This window comes from Litoribacillus peritrichatus, assembly GCF_039537985.1.
Classification (GTDB): domain Bacteria; phylum Pseudomonadota; class Gammaproteobacteria; order Pseudomonadales; family Litoribrevibacteraceae; genus Litoribacillus; species Litoribacillus peritrichatus.
On sequence record NZ_BAABBN010000007.1, the window covers coordinates 124,456 to 146,843 of the forward strand.

A 22,388-nucleotide genomic window follows, 5' to 3' on the forward strand; every position below is an offset into this window, starting at 1 on the left:
AATGAAGAACATATCAACTAATCTGGTCATCCGTTTGGCCCTTGTTTTATTGGGTGTCTGGGTAAGCGCCGTACAGGCCAAACCAAGTGACGCAACGGGCAATTTGAATCTGGAGCGTTTGATTGAAAAAGAAGTGCCTGCGAAGCACTTTTATTTTGGCGAATACTCAATTATCCAAGCGAAAGATCAGCCCACCAGTGAAGGCGTAGCCAAGCAGATAGCACAGACCATTGCCTTTAAAACTTCGTCAGAAATCGATGGTGCTTTTTCATTGTTGGTGGAAGGGGAGTCGATCGAGTTCCTGATGACAGATAAGGCAAAAGTACAGCTTGGCTGGTGGGTAAAACGAGAAGGGGAAGCTGTGGATAACTTCCGATCGGAATTAAAGCCAGCGATGCGATGTTTGTCTGCAGAATTTAAAGGGGATCAACAAGCGCTCGTGAAGGCTTGGCAAGAGCTTTACCAAGCGGCAATGGAGCGTGGATACAAGATATCGGGGGATGGTCGTATGCTGATCAAGCTTCATAGTAATACTGGGTATCTGGTTGCAGAACTTCAGCTTGCGATTGAGTAAAGGGTTAACATTTTTACGTTGTTGAAGGTTTTTGCCGACTCTGCAAATAAGGAGTAACTCTTGAGCTATCTTTATGATCAAGAGTTACAATTTTGGAGTTGAGTTCGCGCTTTAGTTGATTATAGGAGGAACTTTATTGATTATAATATCTCGGGATTGATTATGGCTCTCATCTACATCATATAATAAGGTTAGTGAACCATTGCTCTCTCTAATAAGCTGCTTTTGATAGATATTATTGAATACTTCAGGAATATATTTTTGATTTAACTCATTGAAGTTTTCATCAAATTCGATTGCTAAAATTTGGGATGAAGGCGCATTGCTAAATAGCCCAAAAAAATTACTGTTCACGCTGGGTGATATATTTGCTGTACTATAAAAAAGATTATCATCACTATATTGGTTTATTTTGTTCCCTTGAGAGTCAAGCCTTGTAAAGGCTGCTTTATATAGTATTTGATTCAAACCAAGGCCTGCTCCGCTTATTAAAATATCGTTATTTGATGTTTCTATTACGGATGTCATCCAAACCTGAAAATACTCTCCTGTGTTATTCCACTCATAAATTTTATTTAGGTTAGAGCCTATGTTGAGAACATAAATGCCATTGGTAAGTCCAAAAGACGGGTCTCCACCGAAAGGGTAAGCCTCTCCACTAACTAGTAGATTATTCGAAGAGGTAACAAGTAGTTCTTTTATATTGAGTTGCTCCGCATTCTCTAATGAAGGGATTTCCAGAGCACTAGACATATTAGTTATCTCCATATCAGTCTGATGTACTGTATTATTACTGGAGGATATTGTTAATTTATTATTCCACTTTGTTATATAATCGAAGCTAAACTGTTCAGTTATATTTTCTGGTTTATAAAGTAGTTCTGAAACATGATCTAAGTTCGAGTTTAGCTTAAGCAAAATAGCATCACTACTTCCCCAATCTTGCCCTACTAAATATATAAAACCGTCCGATGACTCATAAAAATCTTTGAACCGATCTCTTCCTATAGCAATAGAAACATGTTCATTAACTTTATGACCGTTGTCGTCAACTCGAATAATCCAATCATCAATACCATTTAAATTCGTTGATACTTCAGGTGAATCGGTGGATGCAAGAATTAAATATCCTCCTTGGTTAGATCTAATGATTTTTTTGGCTTGGTCATTTCCGCTACCACCTAAAACAGTCCTAAAAGTTCCGACTTCAAGCTTTGAGGATTCCCCCCAATCACTTTCCAACCCATTTTGATCAACAGTTCGGATTCGCGCGTAGTACTCACCGATGGTCAGTGTTTCAGTAATAGTATTGGTAGTTCCGTTGGTATTTAACGCCAGATCGATAAATGTCTCATCCTTAGCAATTTGAATATCATAGGATTGCGCCTGATCCACAGCACTCCAGTTGAGTGTCACGTCGTAATCCGTTTCGTTGGTGTTTACGGTTGACGTTAAGTTAGTTGGCGTATTTAGCGGATCAATAGCGAAGTTAAGCGGGTTACTCCATGGACCGGTTTTGTTGAGAGCATTGGTTGCACGAATTCGCCATTCGTAAACGCCCAGCTTTAAATCAGTTACGGTGGCTTCAGTACCATTAACAGTTTGCTCACTGATCGTGTTCAGGAAGCCATCTTTTGATAGTTGAACTGTGTAACTTTGAGCGCCATCATGTGCCTGCCAGGTCAAGTTCACATCTACCTGATTTTTGAATGAAGTGTTGTTCGCTGGCGCTGAGAGTTGAAGTGCATTCTTCGCCTCTGGAAAAACCGTTACGTTGACTAAGTTTGAATTAGTGCGGCTATTGCCCACAGAGCTTTGAACCAATAAGCTGTGTCTGGACGTTGCATTGTCTGTTGCCCAAAAGTACGGTTGCCAGTTAAATGTGATTTGGCCTGCATCGAGTTCTTCTTGGCTGACTTGTGCTGCATCTTTCGTTGCTACCGGTTCGCCGCTGACTAATAAAGTAAATTCAGTGTTGCTGATTTGAGTGGGGATAGAAACCCGAACCACAGATTCGCCAGAGACGGTGGCATCTTCTGCCGGAGAAAGAATGATCACTTGGCTCTGTAGTTCACCAATGTCAGCTGCAGGAATGACGGTGCCTGTTTCGCCACGACTTAGGTTTTCAAGGTTGGTTTGAATTGCTTCCACGTCTAGTTCGGTAGCCGCGACTCTCAGGTCGTCAATCAGGCCATCGGTATTAATCTCGCCATCGGCGCCAAAGTCATTGGCGGTGTTGTTGAGGAGCTCGGCCAGCTTGGCTTCCAGGTTAGCGTTTTCAGCTTCTGCCAGATTAGTTGCGTGTTGATAAAAAACAGCGGAAGTAAATAGAAGGTACGAGTTGGCTTCCGAATCAGCATCATCTGAACCGTCATAGATATTGAATTGGCTGAAGGTGCCGTCAATGTCTGAATCTATGATGGACTCAAGATCGGTAATCCACTCTTCTTGTGCCTGAGATACGGCTTGTACAACGTCCAAACCTGCTTCCATGAGCTCCAAGACTCTGTCATGGGTCAGGTGAGTAAGAATATTTACGTTGGCCGATTGTTCGTCGGCATTGGAAACGTCGTAAATGGCTCTTAGAGTAAGTTTATCGTCTGAGATCAAACCAGTCAGTTCGTTGTAGTGATAACCGTCGACCGTAATAATCGTTGGGCCCGTGTTGCTCATTTTAAAGCTGAAGTTGCCAAGGCTGTCTTTGGTTTTGGTGGTAATCGATGTGCCCGTGGATTCGCCTTGATCAGTCAACTGGGTAACATCTACCGTAGAACCGATTAAGAAAGGTCCTTTTTGTGCACTGCCTTCAATGGTGTATCCCGTGCCCGTAATGCCACCTTCTTCAGGATGACCACCACTGCCGCCGCTGGAGCAACCGGTGAGAGATGCTAAAGCAATGCTGATCATTGCCAAGCCGAGTTTGAAGTTCATGATTTGTTACCCTTTGTTAGATTTTCAAAATAGTAAATACCGATGCCCGATCTATGTCGGGTTGATGGTTGTTCTGTCGTTGTTGGCAGTTCTGTTGTTGATTGAGTATCAGGATTGGTGTCTCGATCTCTTTCGGCAAGCCACTGGTTCAGCTTGATTAAAAGCTTTTCACTTTCTATCCGACTTAACTGTTTAAAGGCTTCTACGTCTTCTTTTGACAGGTTGTCGTAAGCCACTGAGAGCTGCATTCGAGGACTTGCTGCCTCAGGGTCCAGGTTATTGTCTAACGTGGCTAACAAGTCGGCCGCACTTTGGCCCATGATTTTGAGTTTTTCAGATGTATCTTCAGTCGGTACGTAGCCCTTAGATATCAAACAAATTTGGTCGTTATCCGTTTTCTCTACAGAACCAATCCGTATCAGTTCATCAAGAATCGCTTTGGCGGGTATATCGCCACTGACTTGTTGAACCAATTCGTTAAAACTCGGTTGCTGACCATTGATGTTAAGCGTTAAAGGTTGCTCTTGTTTGTCCAGGAACTCAGGTAACCGGAGCCAACCTTGAATGACGCGCTCTGCTCTGTTGGATGTTATGAATTCCACTTGATCCGGCGAAGCGTCTTGTTCAGATCGAATACGGGAGACTTCTTTACGGTGAAGACCTGTGAGTACTGAAATACGAGACGTACTTTGCTGCTTTTTTTCTAGAGCAAACTCATCTTCAGCCACGCTGACATAAGCATGCTTGACCCATTCTGAAAAGGTAGCGAAGCCTACGCCTGATCTTATGAGTAGGCGTACCAGAGGTTTTAACAGTTTGATGGCTGCTTTTGATAAATAGCTTTTATGATCGTCCATGATAGTTGGGAATATATTCCCAATTATTGTAAATTGCAATAGTCTGATTATTTATTGATCTAAAAAAACAAAACCCCGAACTTCTCTCGAAGCCGGGGTTTGTTTTTTAATTTAAGTGAGTTCAAATGGTTGGTTAATTCAGGTCTTAAATCTCAGCCGCCAGGCGCGTACCTTGGTCGATTGCACGTTTTGCATCCAGCTCTGCAGCGACATCGGCACCACCGATCAGGTGATGTGGCTTGTTCAGGCCTTCTACCAGTTCGCGTAGCGGGTCTTGACCGGCACAGATCACAATATTGTCCACATTAAGTACTTCTGACTGATCGCCTACGGTGACATGTAAGCCTTGGTCGTCGATCTTGTCGTAAGTACAGCCAGGGATCATGTTCACGCCCTTGTTCTTCAGGCCTGTGCGGTGAATCCAGCCCGTGGTTTTACCCAGTTTGGCACCCACTTTTGATTTCTTACGTTGAAGTAAGAATACTTCACGTGGGGATTCGCTTACTTCCGGTTGAACGCCTTCGATACCGCCGCGCGCCTGAAGCGTCATGTCCACACCCCATTCTTTCATGAACGCAGGGATGTTTTGGCTGGTGGCTTCGCCTTCGTGAGAAAGGTATTCGGATACATCGAAACCAATACCGCCGGCACCGATAACAGCCACCTTCTTACCCACCGGCTTTTTATCTTTAAGTACGTCCAGGTAGCTCAGTACTTTTGGATGATCGATGCCTTCGATCTCTGGCATACGAGGTGCAATCCCCGTTGCGATGACCACTTCGTCGAAGTCGCCGTTGTTCAGGTCATCCGCAGAAACACGCGTGTTCAGTTTCAGGTTGATGTCGGACAGCTCGATTTGTTTACCGAAGTAACGAATGGTTTCGTAGAATTCTTCTTTGCCCGGAATTTGCTTAGCTACGTTGAACTGGCCACCAATTTCGCTGGAAGCGTCAAAAATAGTTACCTGATGACCGCGTGACGCAGCCGTAGTCGCAAAACCAAGGCCGGCAGGACCTGCGCCAACTACCGCAATTTTCTTTTTCGCAGCGGTTGGTTCGATGACAATCTCAGTCTCATGACAGGCGCGAGGGTTGACTAAACAGCTGGTCATTTTGCCGCTGAATACGTGGTCTAAACACGCCTGGTTACAGCCGATACAGGTGTTGATTTCGTCACTGCGGCCTTCTTCGGCCTTCTGTACAAAGAATGGGTCAGCCAGGAACGGACGAGCCATAGAAACCATGTCAGCGTCGCCACGTTCCAACACTTCTTCAGCCACTTCTGGCGTGTTGATACGGTTGGAGGTGATCAGTGGGATGTTAAGCTCTTTCTTGAACTTCGCCGTTACCCAAGTGAACGCGGCGCGAGGCACTTTGGTTGCGATCGTCGGGATACGCGCTTCGTGCCAACCGATACCGGTGTTGATGATGGTAGCGCCTGCTTTTTCGATTTCTTTGCCCAGTTCAACCACTTCTTCATAAGTGCTGCCGCCTTCAACCAAGTCCAGCATCGACAGACGATAGATGATGATGAACTTCTCGCCGACCGCTTCTCGGGTACGACGAACGGTGTCAATGGCTACTTTCATTCGGTTTTTGTATTCGCCACCGAATTCATCGTCACGCTGGTTGGTGCGCTGTGCCAGGAACTGGTTAAGGAAATAGCCCTCAGACCCCATGATCTCTACGCCGTCGTAGCCGCCAACCTGAGCGTATTGAGCCATTTGTACGATGTCTTGAATTTGCTGATCAATGCCGTCCGCGTCTAATTCTTTTGGTTTGAACGGGTTGATCGGGGCCTGAATCGCCGAAGGCGCGACCGAGTTAGGGTTAAATGCATAGCGGCCTGTATGAAGAATCTGCATACAGATCTTACTGCCTTCTGCGTGTACTGCGTCTGTAATGGGCTTGTGCTTTAGAGCGTCCTCATTACTTTTGATCAGGTTGGTATGCGGGTGCGTTGCGCCTTCTGCGTTGGGTCCGAAACCACCGGTTACGATCATGCCAACACCGCCGCGTGCACGCTCAGCAAAGAACGCCGCCATCCGCGCGACGCCGTCTTTATGTTCTTCAAGGCCTGTGTGCATTGAACCCATTAATACGCGGTTTTTTAACGTCGTGAAACCAAGGTCCAGTGGCTCAAGCAGTTTTGGAAAGTGTGCATTTGGTGTTGCTGACATAGTTCTTATCTCCAACGCGAAAGTGCGTTATTCATCCAGTCGGTAATAGAAATGGAATGTGGATCTTAAAGAGCATCCCATTTTCTGCTCCGGGTTCTTAAGACCCGGATGTCATTTTGGAGCTAGTATCCAGTCTGGAATATTTTGCGTCCTTAACATTTGTTAAGGCTGGCTAAAATATTCCGATGGGCTGCTGTTCGAGTGTGTCTAAGTTTTGTTGTACGTATTCCAGTAATGCTGACATGGCAGGTGTTGGGTGCTTGGCTTTGGGGTACACCAGACACCAAGAGCGTTTAAGTGCAAAGCCCGGAATCGCCACTTCTTTAAGTAGCCCTAATTTGAGCTCGGGTAAAATACTGAGTTTGGGCAATACAGCCACCCCAATTTCGGCTAAAACACCGTGTTTGACGGCTTCGTTAGAGCCTAACTCCATGATGGGCGCATACCGAATACGATTTTCCTGACAATAGAGTTCAAACGCCAAACGGCTGCCGGAACCCTGTTCGCGTGATAATAATCCGGCATTGAGGAAGTCTTCCATACTGGGGTTGGCTGCGGTATGAATCGGGTGATTGCTGTGGGCCACGGGCAGAAACTCATTGTCCAGGAAGGGCAGTGAGGCGAGCGGCTTTTCTTCAGGGACGATGCCCATAATAACCAGGTGGTCTTTATTTTTGTTGAGTCGTTGCAATGCTTCAGAGCGGTTGACGACACTGACTTTGACGTTGAGCGCGGGGTGCTCGGCCAGAAAATTTTTAAGTACATAAGGCACCACGTATTGAGCTGTGTTCACTGCCACTAAATTTAAGTCTCCGGCTACCTGACCTTCCATGGCGGCCAGGTTGGTTTGCAAATAGCGCAATTCATCAAAAATGACATGGATTGAATCCGCCAGCTTTTCTCCGGCGGCCGTGCAATAGAGTTTTCGGCCAACGTACTCAAACACAGGCACCCCCAGTGCGGCTTCTAACTGTCGAATTTGGCTGCTGACCGCCGGTTGGCTCAGACCCAGGGTGTCACCGGCTTTGGAGTAGCTTTTGGATTGGTACACGCCCAGGAAGACTTGCAGTTGACGAAAGGTGAGTCGATTGACCAGTTTTTGAACGGATAAAGGCATGAACTCTCCGGAAGTCGTTGTTATCTGGTGAGAATTTTACTCGCAAATAAATCTATATATAAGTAATTGCTTATAGTTAATCAAATAAATATCAATTTTACATTATGAAGCTCCGCCCTATCCTTACCACCGAAGACTCGATTACTCAGATGACTTCTGTTTGGCACACCAGTCGTAGGGTGAAAAAAGAAGCATCGTTAGAGGGCATAGATCCATGTTGAAAAAAATCTTAATTGCAAACCGTGGCGAAATTGCCGTGCGGATCATCCGGGCTTGTGCGGAAATGGGGGTTCGCTCGGTGGCCATTTACACGGAACCGGACCGTTATGGCTTGCATGTAAAGCGTGCTGACGAAGCGCATTCGCTGGGTGACGACCCGATTGCGGGTTATCTCGATCCGCATAAAATCGTCAGCCTGGCAAAGCAGGTCGGCTGCGATGCGATTCATCCCGGTTATGGTTTCTTATCCGAAAATGCAGAATTTGCTCGTTTGTGTGAACAGCAAGGCCTTGTGTTTATTGGTCCTAAGTCGGACGTCATCCACAAGATGGGCGATAAGACTCAGGCCAGAGACAGTATGCGTGGTGCTGGCGTGCCAGTAACGCCAGGTTCGGAAGGTAATCTGAAAGACTTGAATGAAGCTTTGGCATTGGCTGAGGACATCGGTTATCCGGTCATGCTGAAAGCCACCTCCGGGGGCGGCGGCCGAGGGATTCGACGTTGTGACTCGGCGGAAGACTTAAAAATTCAGTACCCGCGCGTTATCAGTGAGGCTACCAAGGCGTTCGGCAGTGCTGAAGTGTTTCTTGAGAAATGCATTGTGAATCCAAAACACATTGAAGTTCAGGTGTTGGCCGATTCGCAAGGCAATGTAATTCATCTCTATGAACGGGATTGTTCCATTCAGCGTCGCAATCAAAAATTGATTGAGATCGCCCCGAGTCCGCAATTAACGCCGGAACAACGCAGCTACATCGGAGAATTGGCGGTAAAAGCCGCTCAAGCGGTGGGTTATGAAAATGCCGGAACCGTTGAGTTTTTGTTGACCGGGAATCAGGTGTACTTCATGGAAATGAACACCCGGGTTCAGGTGGAGCACACCATCACCGAACAGATCACCGGGGTTGATATCGTGCGTGAACAAATTCGGATTGCCTCAGGGGAACCGCTCAGTTATCACCAAGAGGATATCAGCTATCGCGGCTTTGCGTTGCAGTTCCGAATTAACGCGGAAGACCCAAAAAATGATTTCCTGCCGAGCTTTGGCCGGGTCAGCCATTACTACGCGCCGGGCGGGCCGGGGGTTCGGGTGGATACCGCCATTTACACCGGTTATGAGATCCCTCCGTATTTTGACTCCATGTGCCTTAAATTGGTGGTGTGGGCTTTACGCTGGGACGAAGTCATTGCCCGTGGCCAACGCGCGCTGGATGACATGCGGTTGCATGGCATTAAAACCACAGCCAACTACTACAAAGAAATTCTGGCTCACCCCGACTTTCAAGGGGCTGAATTTAATACCAGTTTTGTGCCTGACCATCCGGAGCTGCTGAAGTATTCCGAGAAGACTAATCCGAGTGATATTGCGTTGGCCATTGCAACGGCCGTGGCTGCTCATGCGGGATGGTAGAGGTCACACGGTTGGTTTTCCTCGATTAGCGAATGACATTACTGAATTTTAAGGAAAGGCTCATGACAACGAGTAAAAAAATTGAAGTCACAGACGTGGTGCTACGCGATGCCCATCAGTCGTTGATTGCGACACGCATGCGCACCGAAGATATGTTGCCGATTTGCGAAAAACTGGATGCGGTGGGTTACTGGTCTCTCGAAGCGTGGGGCGGCGCTACCTTCGATGCCTGCGTTCGTTTCTTAAAAGAAGACCCTTGGGAGCGATTGCGTAAGCTGCGCGAAGCCTTACCGAACACCCGCCTTCAGATGTTGTTACGCGGACAAAACCTGTTGGGGTACCGACACTACGCCGACGATGTGGTGGAGGCGTTTGTTCAAAAAGCGGCCGACAATGGCATGGATGTGTTCCGGGTGTTTGATGCGTTAAATGACGTCCGAAACCTTGAAACGGCCATGCAAGCCGTGAAGAAAGCCGGTAAACACGCGCAGGGTACACTTTGTTATACCACCAGTCCGGTGCATACCCCTGATTCCTTTGTGCAGCAAGCCAAAGCGTTAAAAGACATGGGGGCTGACTCGTTGGTCATCAAAGACATGGCTGGCTTGCTCACCCCTTACGCAACCTTTGATCTGGTGACGGCATTAAAATCGGAACTGGACCTACCCGTGGTGTTGCACAGCCATTCGACCGCAGGGTTGGCGGGGTTGTGTCAGTTAAAAGCCATCGAGGCCGGCGCTGACCGAATCGACACGGCAATATCTTCGTTTGCCAACGGCACCAGTCACCCATCCACGGAATCTCAGGTGGCGGCGTTGAAAGGCACGCCTTACGACACTGGCCTGGATTTAACCTTGCTGGGCGAGATCGCTGACTATTTCCGTGAAGTGCGTAAAAAGTATCATCAATTCGAGAGTGAGTTCACTCATGAAGATGTGTCGGTGCAGATCAATCAAGTGCCCGGCGGCATGATGTCGAATCTGGCGAATCAGCTCAAGGAACAGCACGCGCTGGATCGCATTCGGGAGGTGTTTGATGAAATTCCCCGGGTACGGAAAGATTTAGGCTATCCGCCTTTGGTGACGCCGACTTCGCAAATAGTGGGTACACAGGCGGTGTATAACGTGCTCAGTGGCGAGCGTTATAAGACCATCACCAATGAAGTAAAGCGCTACCTGCAGGGTGGGTACGGTCAGGCCCCGGCCCCGGTGGATACCGACTTACAAAAACGGGCCATTGGCAATAAAGACATCATTCATGGTCGGCCGGCGGACTTGTTGAAACCGGAAATGGCCAAATTAAAGCAGGAAATTGGTGCGCTGGCCGAATCGGATGAAGACGTGCTGACCTACGCCATGTTCCCTGATCTTGGAAAAGAGTACTTACAGCAACGGCGTGACGGCACGTTACAGCCTGAAGTGCTGCAAGCCGCCAGTGCTGATCATGCGCCTCAGTCTCAAGACGGTACGCCGACGGAATTCAGAATCGACGTCCACGGTGAAACCTATGAGGTGGCGATCACTGGGGTAGGTGAGGCGGACAGCGGCAAGCGTAAAATTTATTTGTCGTTGGATGGCATGCCGGAAGAGACCTTGTTTGAGCCGTTGAACTCTTATCAAAGTGGTGGCGACAACAACAAACGCCGCAAGGCTACGGACCCAGGTCACGTGACGGCTGCGATGCCGGGCAATGTGGTGGATGTGCTGGTCAGTGAGGGGGATCAGGTGAAAGCGGGTCAGGGCATTTTGGTGACCGAAGCCATGAAAATGGAGAATGAAATTCAAGCCAGCATTGCCGGAATTGTGGCCCATGTGTATGTCAATAAAGGTGATCGTGTGACCCCGGGAGAAATCCTGGTTGAAATCACCCCGGAGTCGTAAGTTATGCCTGACATCGTTGTCATGTTCTTTGTTTTGGGGTTGGTGGCGGGGCTGCTCAAATCGGATTTGAGCATTCCCAAGGCGGCCTATGAAACATTAAGTTTACTGCTGATGCTGACTATTGGCCTGAAAGGTGGCATGGCCCTTCATGATTCTCTGGAATGGGGCTTGTTGTTTGAGTTGCTGGTGGTGGCGTTATTGGGGGCTGTGATCCCGTTGTTGGTGATTCCAGTGTTGCTGAAATTGGCAAAACTGGACTCTGCCAACTCAGCCAGCCTGGCCGCTCATTACGGTTCTGTCAGTGCCGGTACGTTTGCGGTGGCGTTGGCCTATGTCGACACTCTGGACTTGCCGATTGACCCGGAAGTGACTTTGTATCTGGTGATGCTGGAGTTACCGGCCATTTTGGTGGCGCTGACTCTGTATCGGAAACTGGGCAAAGACAAACCGGAGACCGGCGTTGCACAGAGTGAGTTTTGGCGGGAAACTTTCACCAACCGGGGCGTGGTGTTGCTGACCGGAGGGGTCATCATTGGTTTTATGTACGGCCCAATTGAAGGCGCGGCGGTGACCGAGCTTTTTACCAGTGGGTTTAAAGCGGTGCTGGCGTTGTTCTTACTGGAAATGGGGTTAACCGCAGCTGAAACGCTGATGCCGATTCCGTGGAAAAAATGGCGTTTGTTGCTGTTTGCTTTGCTCGCGCCGCCTGCGTTATCACTGCTTGGATTGAGTGCCGGTTTGGCAATGGGGTTGGCCGAAGGCAGCGTGGTGGTGTTGGCTACCTTAACCGCCAGTGCTTCTTATATTGCAGCGCCGGCGGCCATTCGGACGGCCATTCCTAAAGCCGATATCGGCTTGGCGATGCTGATGTCGTTGGGCATCACTTTTCCATTTAATGCCATTGTCGGGATTCCGCTTTACCATCATTTAGCAACCCTTCTCTGACGGTTTCTTTGCCGGCTCCATCAGTCCATAAGGGATGATGGAGCACCCTCTACTGCCTTTTTGAACCCCTCAATCCATCGCTAATTTATGTCCCTTAACATTTGTTAAGGCCGAAGGCCGAGTTGTTCTTGATAATCGCTCGATCGAATAGATAACGACAGGCTCGGATAACACGAGCCACGTAACGTATAACAGTGAGGAGCCAGTTATGGCGGAGCAGTTACCGGAATATCGCGTCCCTTTGAAGGACATGCAGTTTTTGTTGAATGAGATGTCGGAGGGCAATCATCAAGATGATGTTGCCAGTGAAGATCTTTTTTTCATTCTTGAACAGGCCGCTCGCTTTGCCGAAGAAGAGTTGGCTCCGATCAATCAGGCCGGTGATGACGAAGGGTGCGTCTTTGATAATGGTAAAGTGACGTTACCACCCAAGCTGAATCAGGCATTCCGCACTTACGCCGAAGCCGGTTGGATGGGGCTTTCCATGCCCGAAGAGTGGGGCGGGCAGGCGCTGCCTGAACGTTTGTCTTCTTTGGTCGGTGAAATTCTGACGTCAGCCAATCATGCCTTCAGCATGACACCGGCTTTGACGATGTCGGCTTGTCGGGCGATCATCAGTCACGGTACTGACGAGATCAAACAGACGTACCTTGAGAAGCTGATCATGGGTGAGTGGACAGGCACCATGTGTTTGACCGAAGCGCATTGCGGATCGGATTTGGGTTTGGTTCGTACGTCTGCCGAAGAAGTGTCGGACGGTGTCTATAAAATCAAAGGCAATAAAATCTTCATTTCCTCGGGTCAACATGACGCAGCCGATAACATCATTCATTTGGTGTTGGCACGCTTAAAAGGCGCGCCTCAGGGCATTAAAGGCTTGTCTTTGTTTATTGTTCCGGCCAAGTTGCAAAACAAAGCGGGCGTTTGGAATAAGAACAATGCGGTGCATTGCATTGGCATCGAAGAAAAAATGGGTATGCATGCTAACCCGACATGTTCGATGAGCTTTGAAGAAGCAGAAGGTTATTTGTTGGGCCAGCCGAATCGCGGCATCAACGCCATGTTTACCATGATGAATGAGATGCGCTTGGGCGCGTCGATGCAAGGCATTGGTTTGAGTGAACGCAGCTTCCAGAAGAGTTTGGCCTATGCGGTTGAGCGTACTCAAATGCGCAGCTTGGGCGGAGTGAAAGCGCCAGACAAAGAAGCGGACCCCATCATTGTCCATCCGGACGTACGACGTATGTTACTGACACAAAAGGTGTTTGCGGAAGGTGGTCGTGCGCTGGGTCAATTCTGCGCCAACTTGCTGGATGAATCGCATCTACCAAACGCCGATAAAGAACGGGTTGAGCTGTTGGGCTTTTTAACGCCGATCGCCAAGGGCTTTTTAACCGATACCGGTTTGGCCTCAGCTGACATGGCGATCCAAATGTACGGTGGCCATGGCTTTATTAAAGAGACCGGGGCTGAACAGCTGTTCCGTGATGGCCGTGCCTCGACCTTGTACGAAGGAACCACGGGCATTCAGGCGCTGGACTTGCTGGGGCGTAAAGTGTTGGCCGGGCAAGGTAAGAGCTTATTGAGCTTCACTAAAATGTTGCATGTGTTGAGTAAAAACACTGACAGTGAGTCGTTAGCCGATCTGGCCGATGTATTGGGCGGTTATGCTAAAGAGTGGCCTGAACTGGCCAAGCAACTGGGCGCCAAAGGTATGGGCGATTTTGAAGAGGTGGGCGCTGCCAGCTTTGATTTCCTAATGTATTCCGGCTACGCAACGTTAGCATATTTCTGGCTGAAAATGGCCGCTGTGGCTCAGGACATTCTGGACGGTAAACGTCATCCTAAGGGTGATGGCTTCGACCGAGATTTCCTTGATGCCAAAGTGAAAAACGCCCGTTTCTACTTCGAGCGTATTCTACCGCGTGCCCGAGCGCATAAAGAAATGATGTTGGCCGGCAAAGGCAGCATGATGAATATTAGTGAAGCGCAACTGATTGGCTGATTTGTTGCCGCTCAGTGGTTGCTGCCTGGTTGCAGTTTATCGAGTGAATACGAGGCTGTTATGACGCCTCGATGAAATGATCCTCACGTTGGCGTTCGTTAAGTTATCTTTTCGAGCGCCTTTTTTATTATCTTTTGTTTTGTTTATTTGCGTACAATGCTTGGCAGCTTTTTACTGTTATTGAATGCATTGAAACGAGACACTTTCCTTTTGAACTTCTCTGAAAATACCAAACTGATTTTAGTCGCGCTGTTATCGATCTTCCTGATGGGCTTTGTCCCGGCTTTAATTCATGGAATCAGTGCCAATGAAGCCACCATCGGTACGGTTCGGTTAGCCATAGCGGCTGCAGGGATCGGGCTGATCATGTGTTTTGCCAAGCAGTTTAAACGCGTTGGCCGACGCGATTTTATTTGGTTGGTGATATTAGGGCTGACGTTTGCCGTTCATTGGTACATGTATTTTTGGTCGATTAAACGTGCTGGTGCCTCGCTGGCGGCCATTGCGGTGTGCACCTTTGGTATTCATCTGTTGTTTGTTAACCGATTGTTTTTAAAGGAACCGATTGGCCGAACCGACTTAATTGCGGTGATCGTTGCATTTGCTGGGGTGTACATTGCAACCCCCGTTGACTCAGCGTCCTTAGTGCAAACCTATGGATTTATTGTTGGCATTTTAAGCGGTTTCTTGTATGCCTGCTTGCCCGCCATTAACCGCCAGATATCCCACTTATCGACGAATATGCGAGCGCTGGGGCAGTTTGGTTTTGGCTTGGTGGGTTTTTCGTTTATTTGGCCCATGACCGATTGGCAGTTAAGTCTGAAGGACTGGTCGGGCTTGGTTGTGCTTGGGGTTATGTGTACTTTAGGTGCGCACACCTTATGGAATAAGGCAAGTACGGAATTGCCCGGGCCTTTGGCTGCGGTGATTTATTACTTATACATTCCCTGGGCGATGGTCATCAGTGTGGTGTTACTGAATGAGGCCATTACTTGGCAAATGTTGCTGGGCGCGGGGTTGATCATTGCGGCCAACATAGTGGTGGCGCTGTTTCACCGGAAGCCCAAAGCCATTGCTCAGTCTTCAGGTTTGGCCGAAAAGCCTGGCTGATTAATCGGACAGCTTCAGGTAGTTTTCTGCCTTGAAGCGTTGTGTGCAGACACAAAGAAAGACTAAGTCGGTATCGCCCGTGTTGGTAATACTTTGTGGCTCGTTGGCGGGGATGACCAGAGTGTCCAGTCGTCTGACGGGGGTGCCAGTCAACGAACCGGCTTCGATCCGCCCCTGACCCTCTAAAATAACGTAGCGTTCGACGGTATCCTTCAGACTGTGCACTTGAGTGGTCACGCCTGGTGCTACCCGTGCTAATGCAATGGAGCAGGCTTCGTCCGAGGCGGTGTTACTGAGCTCGTTGATGAAACAGCGCTCTTCGGTGTCGAACTCGTTTTCAGGGGCGTATTTAAATAGGTTTGCCATCTCGTATATTTATCCTGCGAGTAGCTGAAGTTCACGGGCTTTGGCCACAGCTGCGGTTCGGTTGCGGACTTCCATTTTGCCATAAATGTTATGAACGTGGGTTTTTACGGTAGTCACCGACACGAACAGTTGGTCGGCAATTTCCTGGTTCTTTAATCCCTGGGATATCAGCTCCAGAATTTGTTGCTCTCGCTTACTCAGCGGCTCTATCAGCGATTGGCTTGGCTTTTTCAATGGAGGTGGAGCCATGGCCGTCGGCGATGCTTGCTGAGGTTGATCGGGAAACAGGGCCTGTTGTCGGTCAAACTCTTCAATTAAAAACTCCACATAGTCCGGGTTGGAACAATAGCCCTGAGCCAGCTGAAGCAGGTTTTTACCATGAGGGCCTTCTTCCAAAGGCACTTGGGTCAGCCCGTTTTGCTCGCAAATCAATAACGACTGGTTGAGTTGCTGAATGGAGCGGGTGAAGTCTTGTTGAGCGGCAAACGTCATCGCTTGTAGCATCAGGACTTTCGCCTGATTCAGTCTGCGGTTCCCGGCTTTGGATTCATGTTCGATGCGCTGAAGCAGTGTCATGGCATCTTCGTGTCGCCCGACCATGAGATAGATGCGGGCAAGAATTAACCGTTCACTTTCCTGCAAGAAGCCCGGTCGGTTCAGAATGGCGTCTTCGTTGTCTTTGAGCCACTCGCGCAGTGCCGCTGCGTTTTGATGAATGATGTCATCAATGGTCAGCAACGTGGTTAAGCGTGGGAAGCTGAATGTCCATTCATCAATTTGGTGTTGTTCCTGAACCAAAATCGCCTGGCGCAGCAGGTGGTTGGCTTTTTCATCTTCACGACAGGTTCGGTACGCATGAGAGGCCATGGCGTAAATCGGAATGATCTGAAGTGGGTCTGTGGTTTCAGCAATATAGTCAATCATGCCTTTGAGCAAATCCATGGCTTCGGTGATTTTTCCTTGCTCACGGATGATGATGGCTTTCATGCCTTTTATCCAAGGTGCGTAGACCGAAGGGGTGGCTAATTTACTGTGCCAGTCGGATACTTCTTCGATTAAATCGAGCGCCGAATCCAGTTTGCCGAGGACGTGGAAGATCGGGATGATGTTGGTGATGCCGATCAAAACCGGAAAGGGCAGTTCGTCGTGCATGCCTTGTTTTACTATGCCTTCAAGTAAATTCAGTGCTTCTGCCAGTTTCCCTTGGTGAATGTAGGCGTGGCTTAATGGCATTTGTGCATATATGTCGAGGCTGGCGGTGGTCGTCGGGCCTTCCAGAGCCGCTATCGACAGACTTTGAACCGATTTAAAATCCCCGCGAAACATGGCCAGAAAAGATTCGATGATGGTGATTTCTTTCTGTGTCTCCATCATGTCTTCATCACTGATATGGGCAACGGCTCTTTTTTCCGGACTGTTTTGATAAATATGCAGCTGTTTTTTGGCGGCGTTCAGGTAATTTTCTGATTCATCGAGTTGGCCATTGCTCATCAGGATGGCCGATTTCAAAGACAATAAACGGGGGCGATCTTTCTGCCAGTCCTGTGGCAAGGCCCGTAACCAGCTGTCGACCGTGATTTGTTCACCGTTGGTGATTTTTTCTCTGGCTTCCTGAGCCATGATTTCGGTGACTTGTGTCCAGTCTTGTAATTGGATGTACTGATCGATTGCCCGGGAAGGAAAGTCGTTTTGTTGAAACCATTGGGCGGCACGTTGTCGGTGACGCTTGGTCTCGGAGGCATGACTTAATAAGGCTTCTTTGAATAGATCGTGGTAACGCCAGGTTTCGCCGTATTTCACCACGAACAGGTTACGCTGTGACAGTTGTTGAATCATTCTTTCGGAATGATCTATGGCCAGTACTTCATTGCACAACTCGGGGTGTAGCCAGGGTAAAAAGGCGGTATTTAGCAGGAAGTCCTGCAGCTCTCCCGGTAAGTTTGCCAGCACTTCATCATCAAAAAATGAGATTGGGTTGCTTAAATCCAGCTGGTTGCTTTTGGGGGAGGTCTGCTCCATAACGATCGACAGCAGTTGAATACCGGCCGGCCAACCTTCCGTTTTGGAATGCAAAGACTTCAATAGTTCTTCTGAAAATGATTCCTGAATCAAATGCTGAATATACTGATCACTTTCTTCCCGGGTGAACGCCAGTTGATTCTGGTTCAGTTCAATGACCTGATGTTTTGAACGCCGGCGCGACAATTTCAACTCGGGCTGAATCTGAGATGTGATGATGATGCACAGATTCGCCGGTAAAAAGTTCAGCAGTTCGTTGAGTTGCTCGAGAATGATGTCTTTGGTGATGTTCTGGAAATCGTCCAGTACCAACACAAACGGCGCGTTTTTCGAGGCCAAATCGGATTGTTGATCAAAGGCATTAATCAAGGTGCTGGGGCAGTGCTCGTTTATGAGGTCGGCGATCAGCTCCGGCAAAGGTAAAGACTGGTTACTTAGGGTGGCAAATAGATAGCGCCAGAAACGGCCGGGGTCATTATCTTTGTGATCCAGCGTTAACCAGGCAAAAGGCCGTTGCGCGGTTTGCACCCACTGGCTTACCAATGTGGTTTTGGAATAGCCGGTCGGGGCAGTTAACACCACCAGTTGACCGCCTTTGACGGTATTTAATTTATCCAGCAGGCGCGTGCGTTCAACAAGATCATGGAAGTGCGCTGGAGGCGATATTTTTGTTTTAATCAGCATGCTTCTAAGGGCTTTGTTCATCCTTGAACCCTTTACCATATCAGACCTTGCTGATTCGTCATATTGCTTAATGCTGATAAACGTCATATCTGTGCTGTTTTTAAGGCCCTTAGGGCGAAATGAATGCCGAACATTTGTCTCTTCTTAGCTGAACGTTAGTCGTTTCAGGTCAAGGGAAAAAATCGCCCCGAGGGGCGAAAGGGACAAACGTCGAACTCGACTCTTTACTCATCAAGTGGGTCGCTTGATGCTCTTTCTTCTGGAAGTTCTTTCTTCTGTAGGCTCCGGTGTGTCTGCCTAAATTACCTGGCTCAGTTTAAAACAGGCGGCAAACGCTTTGAGGGGGATGACTTTATGTGACGCCACGTAAGTTGGCTGTTCCTCTCCTCTGAATCTTGATTTGGTGAACTGAATGCCATCAAAGTTATAATATTTTTGGCCAAAACGGGCCGTGAGTTTAAACATCTTCTCCAGAGGCCGGGAGGAAACAATGCGCGGCTGCGGGTTGTTTTGAATGGATAGGGGCGACAAACCAAGGTTAACCAACTCTATCCCTTCGCTTTGAAATTGCTCTAATGCCACGGCCATGATGGCGTAAAATAACCCTTGTTTGAATAACTGGTTGGCTCTTGAAATGTTTGGTACGTAGCCAATGATCTGATTGTTGCGATAGATGGGGTCAAAATGGACAAAGCCGACTGGCTGCATGTCCTTGAACCCGTAAAACCTGCGAACGCCTTGGCTGTGATTGATGTCTTTAGGACGAATCAAAAAGCGGATTTCTTTTTGCTTGCAGCGGCGGGTGTTGAGCCAGGTGTCGGAAATGCGGTCGTCATTATGGTTGGTGAATGTCTCCATAATGGCAATGTCCAGTTTCTTTGCCTGATTAAGCGCCGTACGGAAGATCTGCTTTTTCTTGCCCTTTAGGGTCCAGTCTTTCAGATAAATTACCGTTTCCTGGCCAAACTCGGTGCAATACATCGAGAATTTAGAGGAAAGCAGTTGGGCAACGTCCGGGGTGACCTGAATAAAGGACACCGGTTTACGAGACATGCCGAGGAACTGCTCTATGATGAAGGCAAAGTCTTCCGGTGCGCATATGGGGTTAGACAGTACCACTCGTTCGCCCAGGCAGTCCTGGTAAGCAATAAAACCTACCTCTGGCACATCAAAAAAACACATGTCCGGCTGCATGGTGGAAAACGACATGCAATGACTGCCGTATTTGGTGATCCACTCAATGCGTTCATTATTTGAAAAAAACTCATGCCCAAGTGTCGCAGGTAAATAGGCTCCGGGTGTGATGGACGAGGTTTTCAGACGATGTTCCAGTAGGGTATTCATTGCTTTGCCTCGAGGTTCATTTTTGCGTTGTCGTTGTTATCTTTATTTTTATTATCTTGGGGTCGGTATGATCTTGGAATTGATAGTAATTTGGGAGCGGGAGGATGAACTCCACCAAAAGGACGACTTTTGGGCGGAAAAGTAGGACTTTGGGCAAAAATGGATGAGTTTTAGGATGACTCCGCTTCCGGTAGAATGCTTGGCATACATTTAATTAAGGGTTAGAGATGGCGATTCAGTGGTATCCGGGGCACATGCATAAGGCCCAGAAAGAGATTCGGGAGATAATGCCGAAAGTTGATTTGGTGATTGAAGTGTTGGACGCCAGAATTCCCCACAGCAGCAATAATCCTTTGGTCTCTACCCTTCGTGGTGATAAACCCTGCATTAAAATTTTAAATAAATACGATCTGGCTGACCCAGAGATTACGAAGCAGTGGCAAACCTACCTTGAGCAGGAAAAGGGGGTGAAAACGTTGGCCTTAACGGCTGAGCAGCCAGGGCAGGTACGGTCTATTCTCGATATGTGCCGGAAAATGGTGCCGGAAAAAGAAGAGTCGTTTAAGCCGATCAGTACCATGATCATGGGGATTCCAAACGTAGGTAAATCAACGCTGATTAACACATTGGCCGGCAGAACCATTGCAAAAGTGGGGAACGAGCCTGCGGTCACCAAGCGCCAACAGAAGATCAATCTGGACAACGGCATTGTGCTGTCGGATACCCCGGGGATTTTGTGGCCGAAATTTGAAAACCCGGACAGCGGTTATCGTCTGGCAGTGACCGGAGCGGTTAAAAACACGGCCATGGAGTTTGACGATGTGGCGCTGTATGCCTGTGATTATTTATTAAAAGCTTACCCTGATCGCATGGTAGAGCGTTATAAATTGCCTCAGTTACCTGACAGCGATATCGAGTTACTTGAAGAGATCGGCCGTTTAAGAGGTTGTCGCCGGGCGGGAGGTCGCATTGATTTGCATAAGGCCTCAGAAATTTTATTGAATGAACTCCGTTCCGGCATGTTAGGTCTGTTGACGCTGGAAACGCCTGAGATGGTGGAGGCGGAAGAAGTGAAAGTGGCTGAGCTGAGGGCACAAAAAGAAGCTGAAAAAGAGGCCAAGGCGACCAAAAGAAAGAAAAAGAAACGATAGTGGGATCTTGTTGTCATTTAAGGCATTGAAAAAGGAGTACTTTATGTGCTCCTTTTTTTGTGTCTAATCTATAAGGCCAATGCATTGAAAAATGGCTTATGGTGCTTTGTCATCAGACGTAATGTTTTATTACATGTAATTAGATCTGAGTTGTTACATGTAATTACTTGACGATATCACATGTAATTATTATAGTGAGTCACATGAACAAAAAATCATCAGCACATTATCAGCGAGAATTTAGGCGGCGCTTGCGAGAGCAGGGGTTGGTTAAAAAGGAAGTATGGATACAACCGGAGCACGCCAAGCGATTGGCTGCTGTTGAAAAGCAGCTTCGCAAGCAGAGTGTCTCCACTTGGATTAATGTAGGCGACGATATGGTGAATGACATGAGTGAATCTACGAATTTATGGACAACCCAAACCTTATTTGAAGCACTGAAAAAAGAAGTGCCATTTGTTGACGGTTCGGCCACAGTTGAATTGATTGAGGGGGTTGAGCCTTCTCTGTACCTTGAAATGAAAGAGTTTGGTGATCTGCCGGTGTTTCTGACGGTGGCGGGTGAGCAGATTATTGCTGAATCTTTATTGTGGTCGACTTCGCAGGTTGTGGATACCGCAGGCTTTAATGATGCGGTGCTTAGAACGCATAAGTACTTTCCGTTGTCGACCATCAGTCTGGATGCTGCCAGTGATGGGACGGATTACTACCATATGTTCGGAGCTTTGAGTTCGAGTTCGTTGTTATCGAACGTTATTTTTGAAATTGAAGTGTTGGCAACCAATGTAATTCAAGCGACTGAAGCTTATCGGGAGTTTTTAGCCCCGGAAGTTGGTCAATCGGTCATGTCTTAAATCAATTTTGAGAAAAAAGGGGTAGATCCTTATGAATATCTGGGCAAAAATGATGACCGCTCTGCGTGGTGGTGTAAATGAAGCCGGTGAAGCTATCGTGGATAGTCAGGCGTTGCGTATTTTGGATCAGGAAGTGCGAGATGCTTCCGAAGAACTGAAACAATCGAAAGAAAGTTTGGTCGCGATCATTGCACGCCAAAAAGTGGCTGAAGAGAAAGTTTCTAAACTAAAGAAAGACATTGCAGAGTACGAAAAATATGCAGTTCAGGCCCTTGAGAAAGGGGATGATGTGCTGGCGCACGAAGTGGCCGAAAAAATTGCGGACTTTGAAAATCAATTGGTATCAGAGCAGGAAACGGTTGCTGGTTTTACCGAGAATGCAACTAAGTTGAAATCCGCTGTGAAAGTGGCCGAAGCCAACATCAAGCGCCTGAAGCAACAAGTGGACACTGTTAAGGCCACGGAAAGTGTGCAGCGTGCTCAGCAAACAGTGGCAGAGCGTCATTCCGGTTCTAACTCGAAGATGCGAACTGCGATGGATTCTTTAGAAAGAATCAAAGAAAAGCAGGCACTGAATGCTGCTAAAATGAATGCGGCAAGTGAGCTTGAAGAGGAAACTTCAGACAGCTCATTGCAGGATAAACTGGTAAAAGCAGGTATTGCTCCAGGCGAAAAACGCGCGGATGAAATCTTGGAACGTTTAAAAAACAAAAAGTAAATTGTAACCATAAAAAGGAATTTA

16 protein-coding genes are annotated in these 22,388 nt (G+C 47.9%); 9 read left to right on the top strand and 7 right to left on the bottom strand.

Going from position 1 to position 22,388, the window contains the following annotated elements; all coding sequences use genetic code 11:
- Position 1: 1 nt before the first annotated feature.
- Positions 2-574, top strand: coding sequence for a hypothetical protein (locus ABD744_RS10335; RefSeq protein WP_344798199.1), 573 nt, complete (start codon positions 2-4; stop codon positions 572-574).
- 111 nt (positions 575-685) lie between these two features.
- Here the strand turns inward: ABD744_RS10335 and ABD744_RS10340 are convergent, their stop codons facing one another.
- The 4 genes from ABD744_RS10340 to ABD744_RS10355 form a co-directional block, all read right to left on the bottom strand.
- Positions 686-3,505 (bottom strand): fibronectin type III domain-containing protein, encoded by a 2,820-nt coding sequence (locus tag ABD744_RS10340; protein WP_344798201.1) that lies wholly within the window; start codon positions 3,503-3,505, stop codon positions 686-688.
- A complete protein-coding gene (locus tag ABD744_RS10345) occupies positions 3,502-4,362 on the bottom strand; it encodes a DUF6502 family protein (RefSeq protein WP_344798203.1) in 861 nt (286 codons plus the stop codon). Before ABD744_RS10345 ends, ABD744_RS10340 begins: the two co-directional genes overlap by 4 nt.
- 145 nt (positions 4,363-4,507) lie before the next feature.
- On the bottom strand, positions 4,508-6,541 hold the full coding sequence (locus ABD744_RS10350) for an oxidoreductase (protein ID WP_344798205.1): 2,034 nt from the start codon (positions 6,539-6,541) through the stop codon (positions 4,508-4,510).
- A 172-nt stretch (positions 6,542-6,713) separates the two neighbouring features.
- A complete protein-coding gene (locus ABD744_RS10355; protein WP_344798207.1) occupies positions 6,714-7,658 on the bottom strand; it encodes a LysR family transcriptional regulator in 945 nt (314 codons plus the stop codon).
- Between the two features lie 214 nt (positions 7,659-7,872).
- On the opposite strand from ABD744_RS10355, the gene ABD744_RS10360 reads away from it, so the two are divergent.
- The 5 genes from ABD744_RS10360 to ABD744_RS10380 all read left to right on the top strand — a co-directional run bounded on the left by ABD744_RS10360 (position 7,873) and on the right by ABD744_RS10380 (position 15,228).
- Entirely contained in the window at positions 7,873-9,288 is a 1,416-nt protein-coding gene (locus ABD744_RS10360) for an acetyl-CoA carboxylase biotin carboxylase subunit (RefSeq protein WP_344798209.1), read from the top strand.
- A 62-nt stretch (positions 9,289-9,350) separates the two neighbouring features.
- The gene (gene oadA, locus ABD744_RS10365; RefSeq protein WP_344798211.1) at positions 9,351-11,168 is read left to right on the top strand and encodes a sodium-extruding oxaloacetate decarboxylase subunit alpha; all 1,818 of its coding nucleotides are present in this window, start codon (positions 9,351-9,353) and stop codon (positions 11,166-11,168) included.
- Between the two features lie 3 nt (positions 11,169-11,171).
- Positions 11,172-12,113 (top strand): sodium-dependent bicarbonate transport family permease, encoded by a 942-nt coding sequence (locus ABD744_RS10370; protein WP_344798213.1) that lies wholly within the window; start codon positions 11,172-11,174, stop codon positions 12,111-12,113.
- 208 nt (positions 12,114-12,321) lie between these two features.
- Complete coding sequence (locus ABD744_RS10375) at positions 12,322-14,118, top strand: acyl-CoA dehydrogenase C-terminal domain-containing protein (RefSeq protein WP_344798215.1); 1,797 nt, start codon at positions 12,322-12,324, stop codon at positions 14,116-14,118.
- Positions 14,119-14,274: 156 nt separating this feature from the next.
- Complete coding sequence (locus ABD744_RS10380) at positions 14,275-15,228, top strand: DMT family transporter (protein ID WP_344799609.1); 954 nt, start codon at positions 14,275-14,277, stop codon at positions 15,226-15,228.
- Here ABD744_RS10380 and ABD744_RS10385 read toward each other — a convergent pair whose 3' ends face one another.
- The 3 genes from ABD744_RS10385 to ABD744_RS10395 all read right to left on the bottom strand — a co-directional run bounded on the left by ABD744_RS10385 (position 15,229) and on the right by ABD744_RS10395 (position 19,641).
- A complete protein-coding gene (locus ABD744_RS10385) occupies positions 15,229-15,594 on the bottom strand; it encodes a cupin domain-containing protein (protein WP_344798217.1) in 366 nt (121 codons plus the stop codon). It abuts the gene before it with no gap.
- 9 nt (positions 15,595-15,603) lie between these two features.
- The gene (locus tag ABD744_RS10390) at positions 15,604-18,318 is read right to left on the bottom strand and encodes a winged helix-turn-helix domain-containing protein (RefSeq protein WP_344798219.1); all 2,715 of its coding nucleotides are present in this window, start codon (positions 18,316-18,318) and stop codon (positions 15,604-15,606) included.
- A gap of 276 nt (positions 18,319-18,594) precedes the next feature.
- Positions 18,595-19,641, bottom strand: coding sequence for a DUF2156 domain-containing protein (locus ABD744_RS10395; RefSeq protein WP_344798221.1), 1,047 nt, complete (start codon positions 19,639-19,641; stop codon positions 18,595-18,597).
- Positions 19,642-19,868: 227 nt separating this feature from the next.
- Here ABD744_RS10395 and ylqF point away from each other — a divergent pair, with 227 nt between their 5' ends.
- From ylqF to ABD744_RS10410, 3 genes are all read left to right on the top strand, one after another.
- On the top strand, positions 19,869-20,792 hold the full coding sequence (ylqF, locus tag ABD744_RS10400) for a ribosome biogenesis GTPase YlqF (RefSeq protein WP_344798223.1): 924 nt from the start codon (positions 19,869-19,871) through the stop codon (positions 20,790-20,792).
- Positions 20,793-20,995: 203 nt separating this feature from the next.
- A complete protein-coding gene (gene bacA, locus ABD744_RS10405; protein ID WP_344798225.1) occupies positions 20,996-21,646 on the top strand; it encodes a biofilm formation regulator BacA in 651 nt (216 codons plus the stop codon).
- 31 nt (positions 21,647-21,677) lie between these two features.
- Positions 21,678-22,364 (top strand): PspA/IM30 family protein, encoded by a 687-nt coding sequence (locus ABD744_RS10410; RefSeq protein WP_344798227.1) that lies wholly within the window; start codon positions 21,678-21,680, stop codon positions 22,362-22,364.
- Positions 22,365-22,388 lie beyond the last annotated feature (24 nt).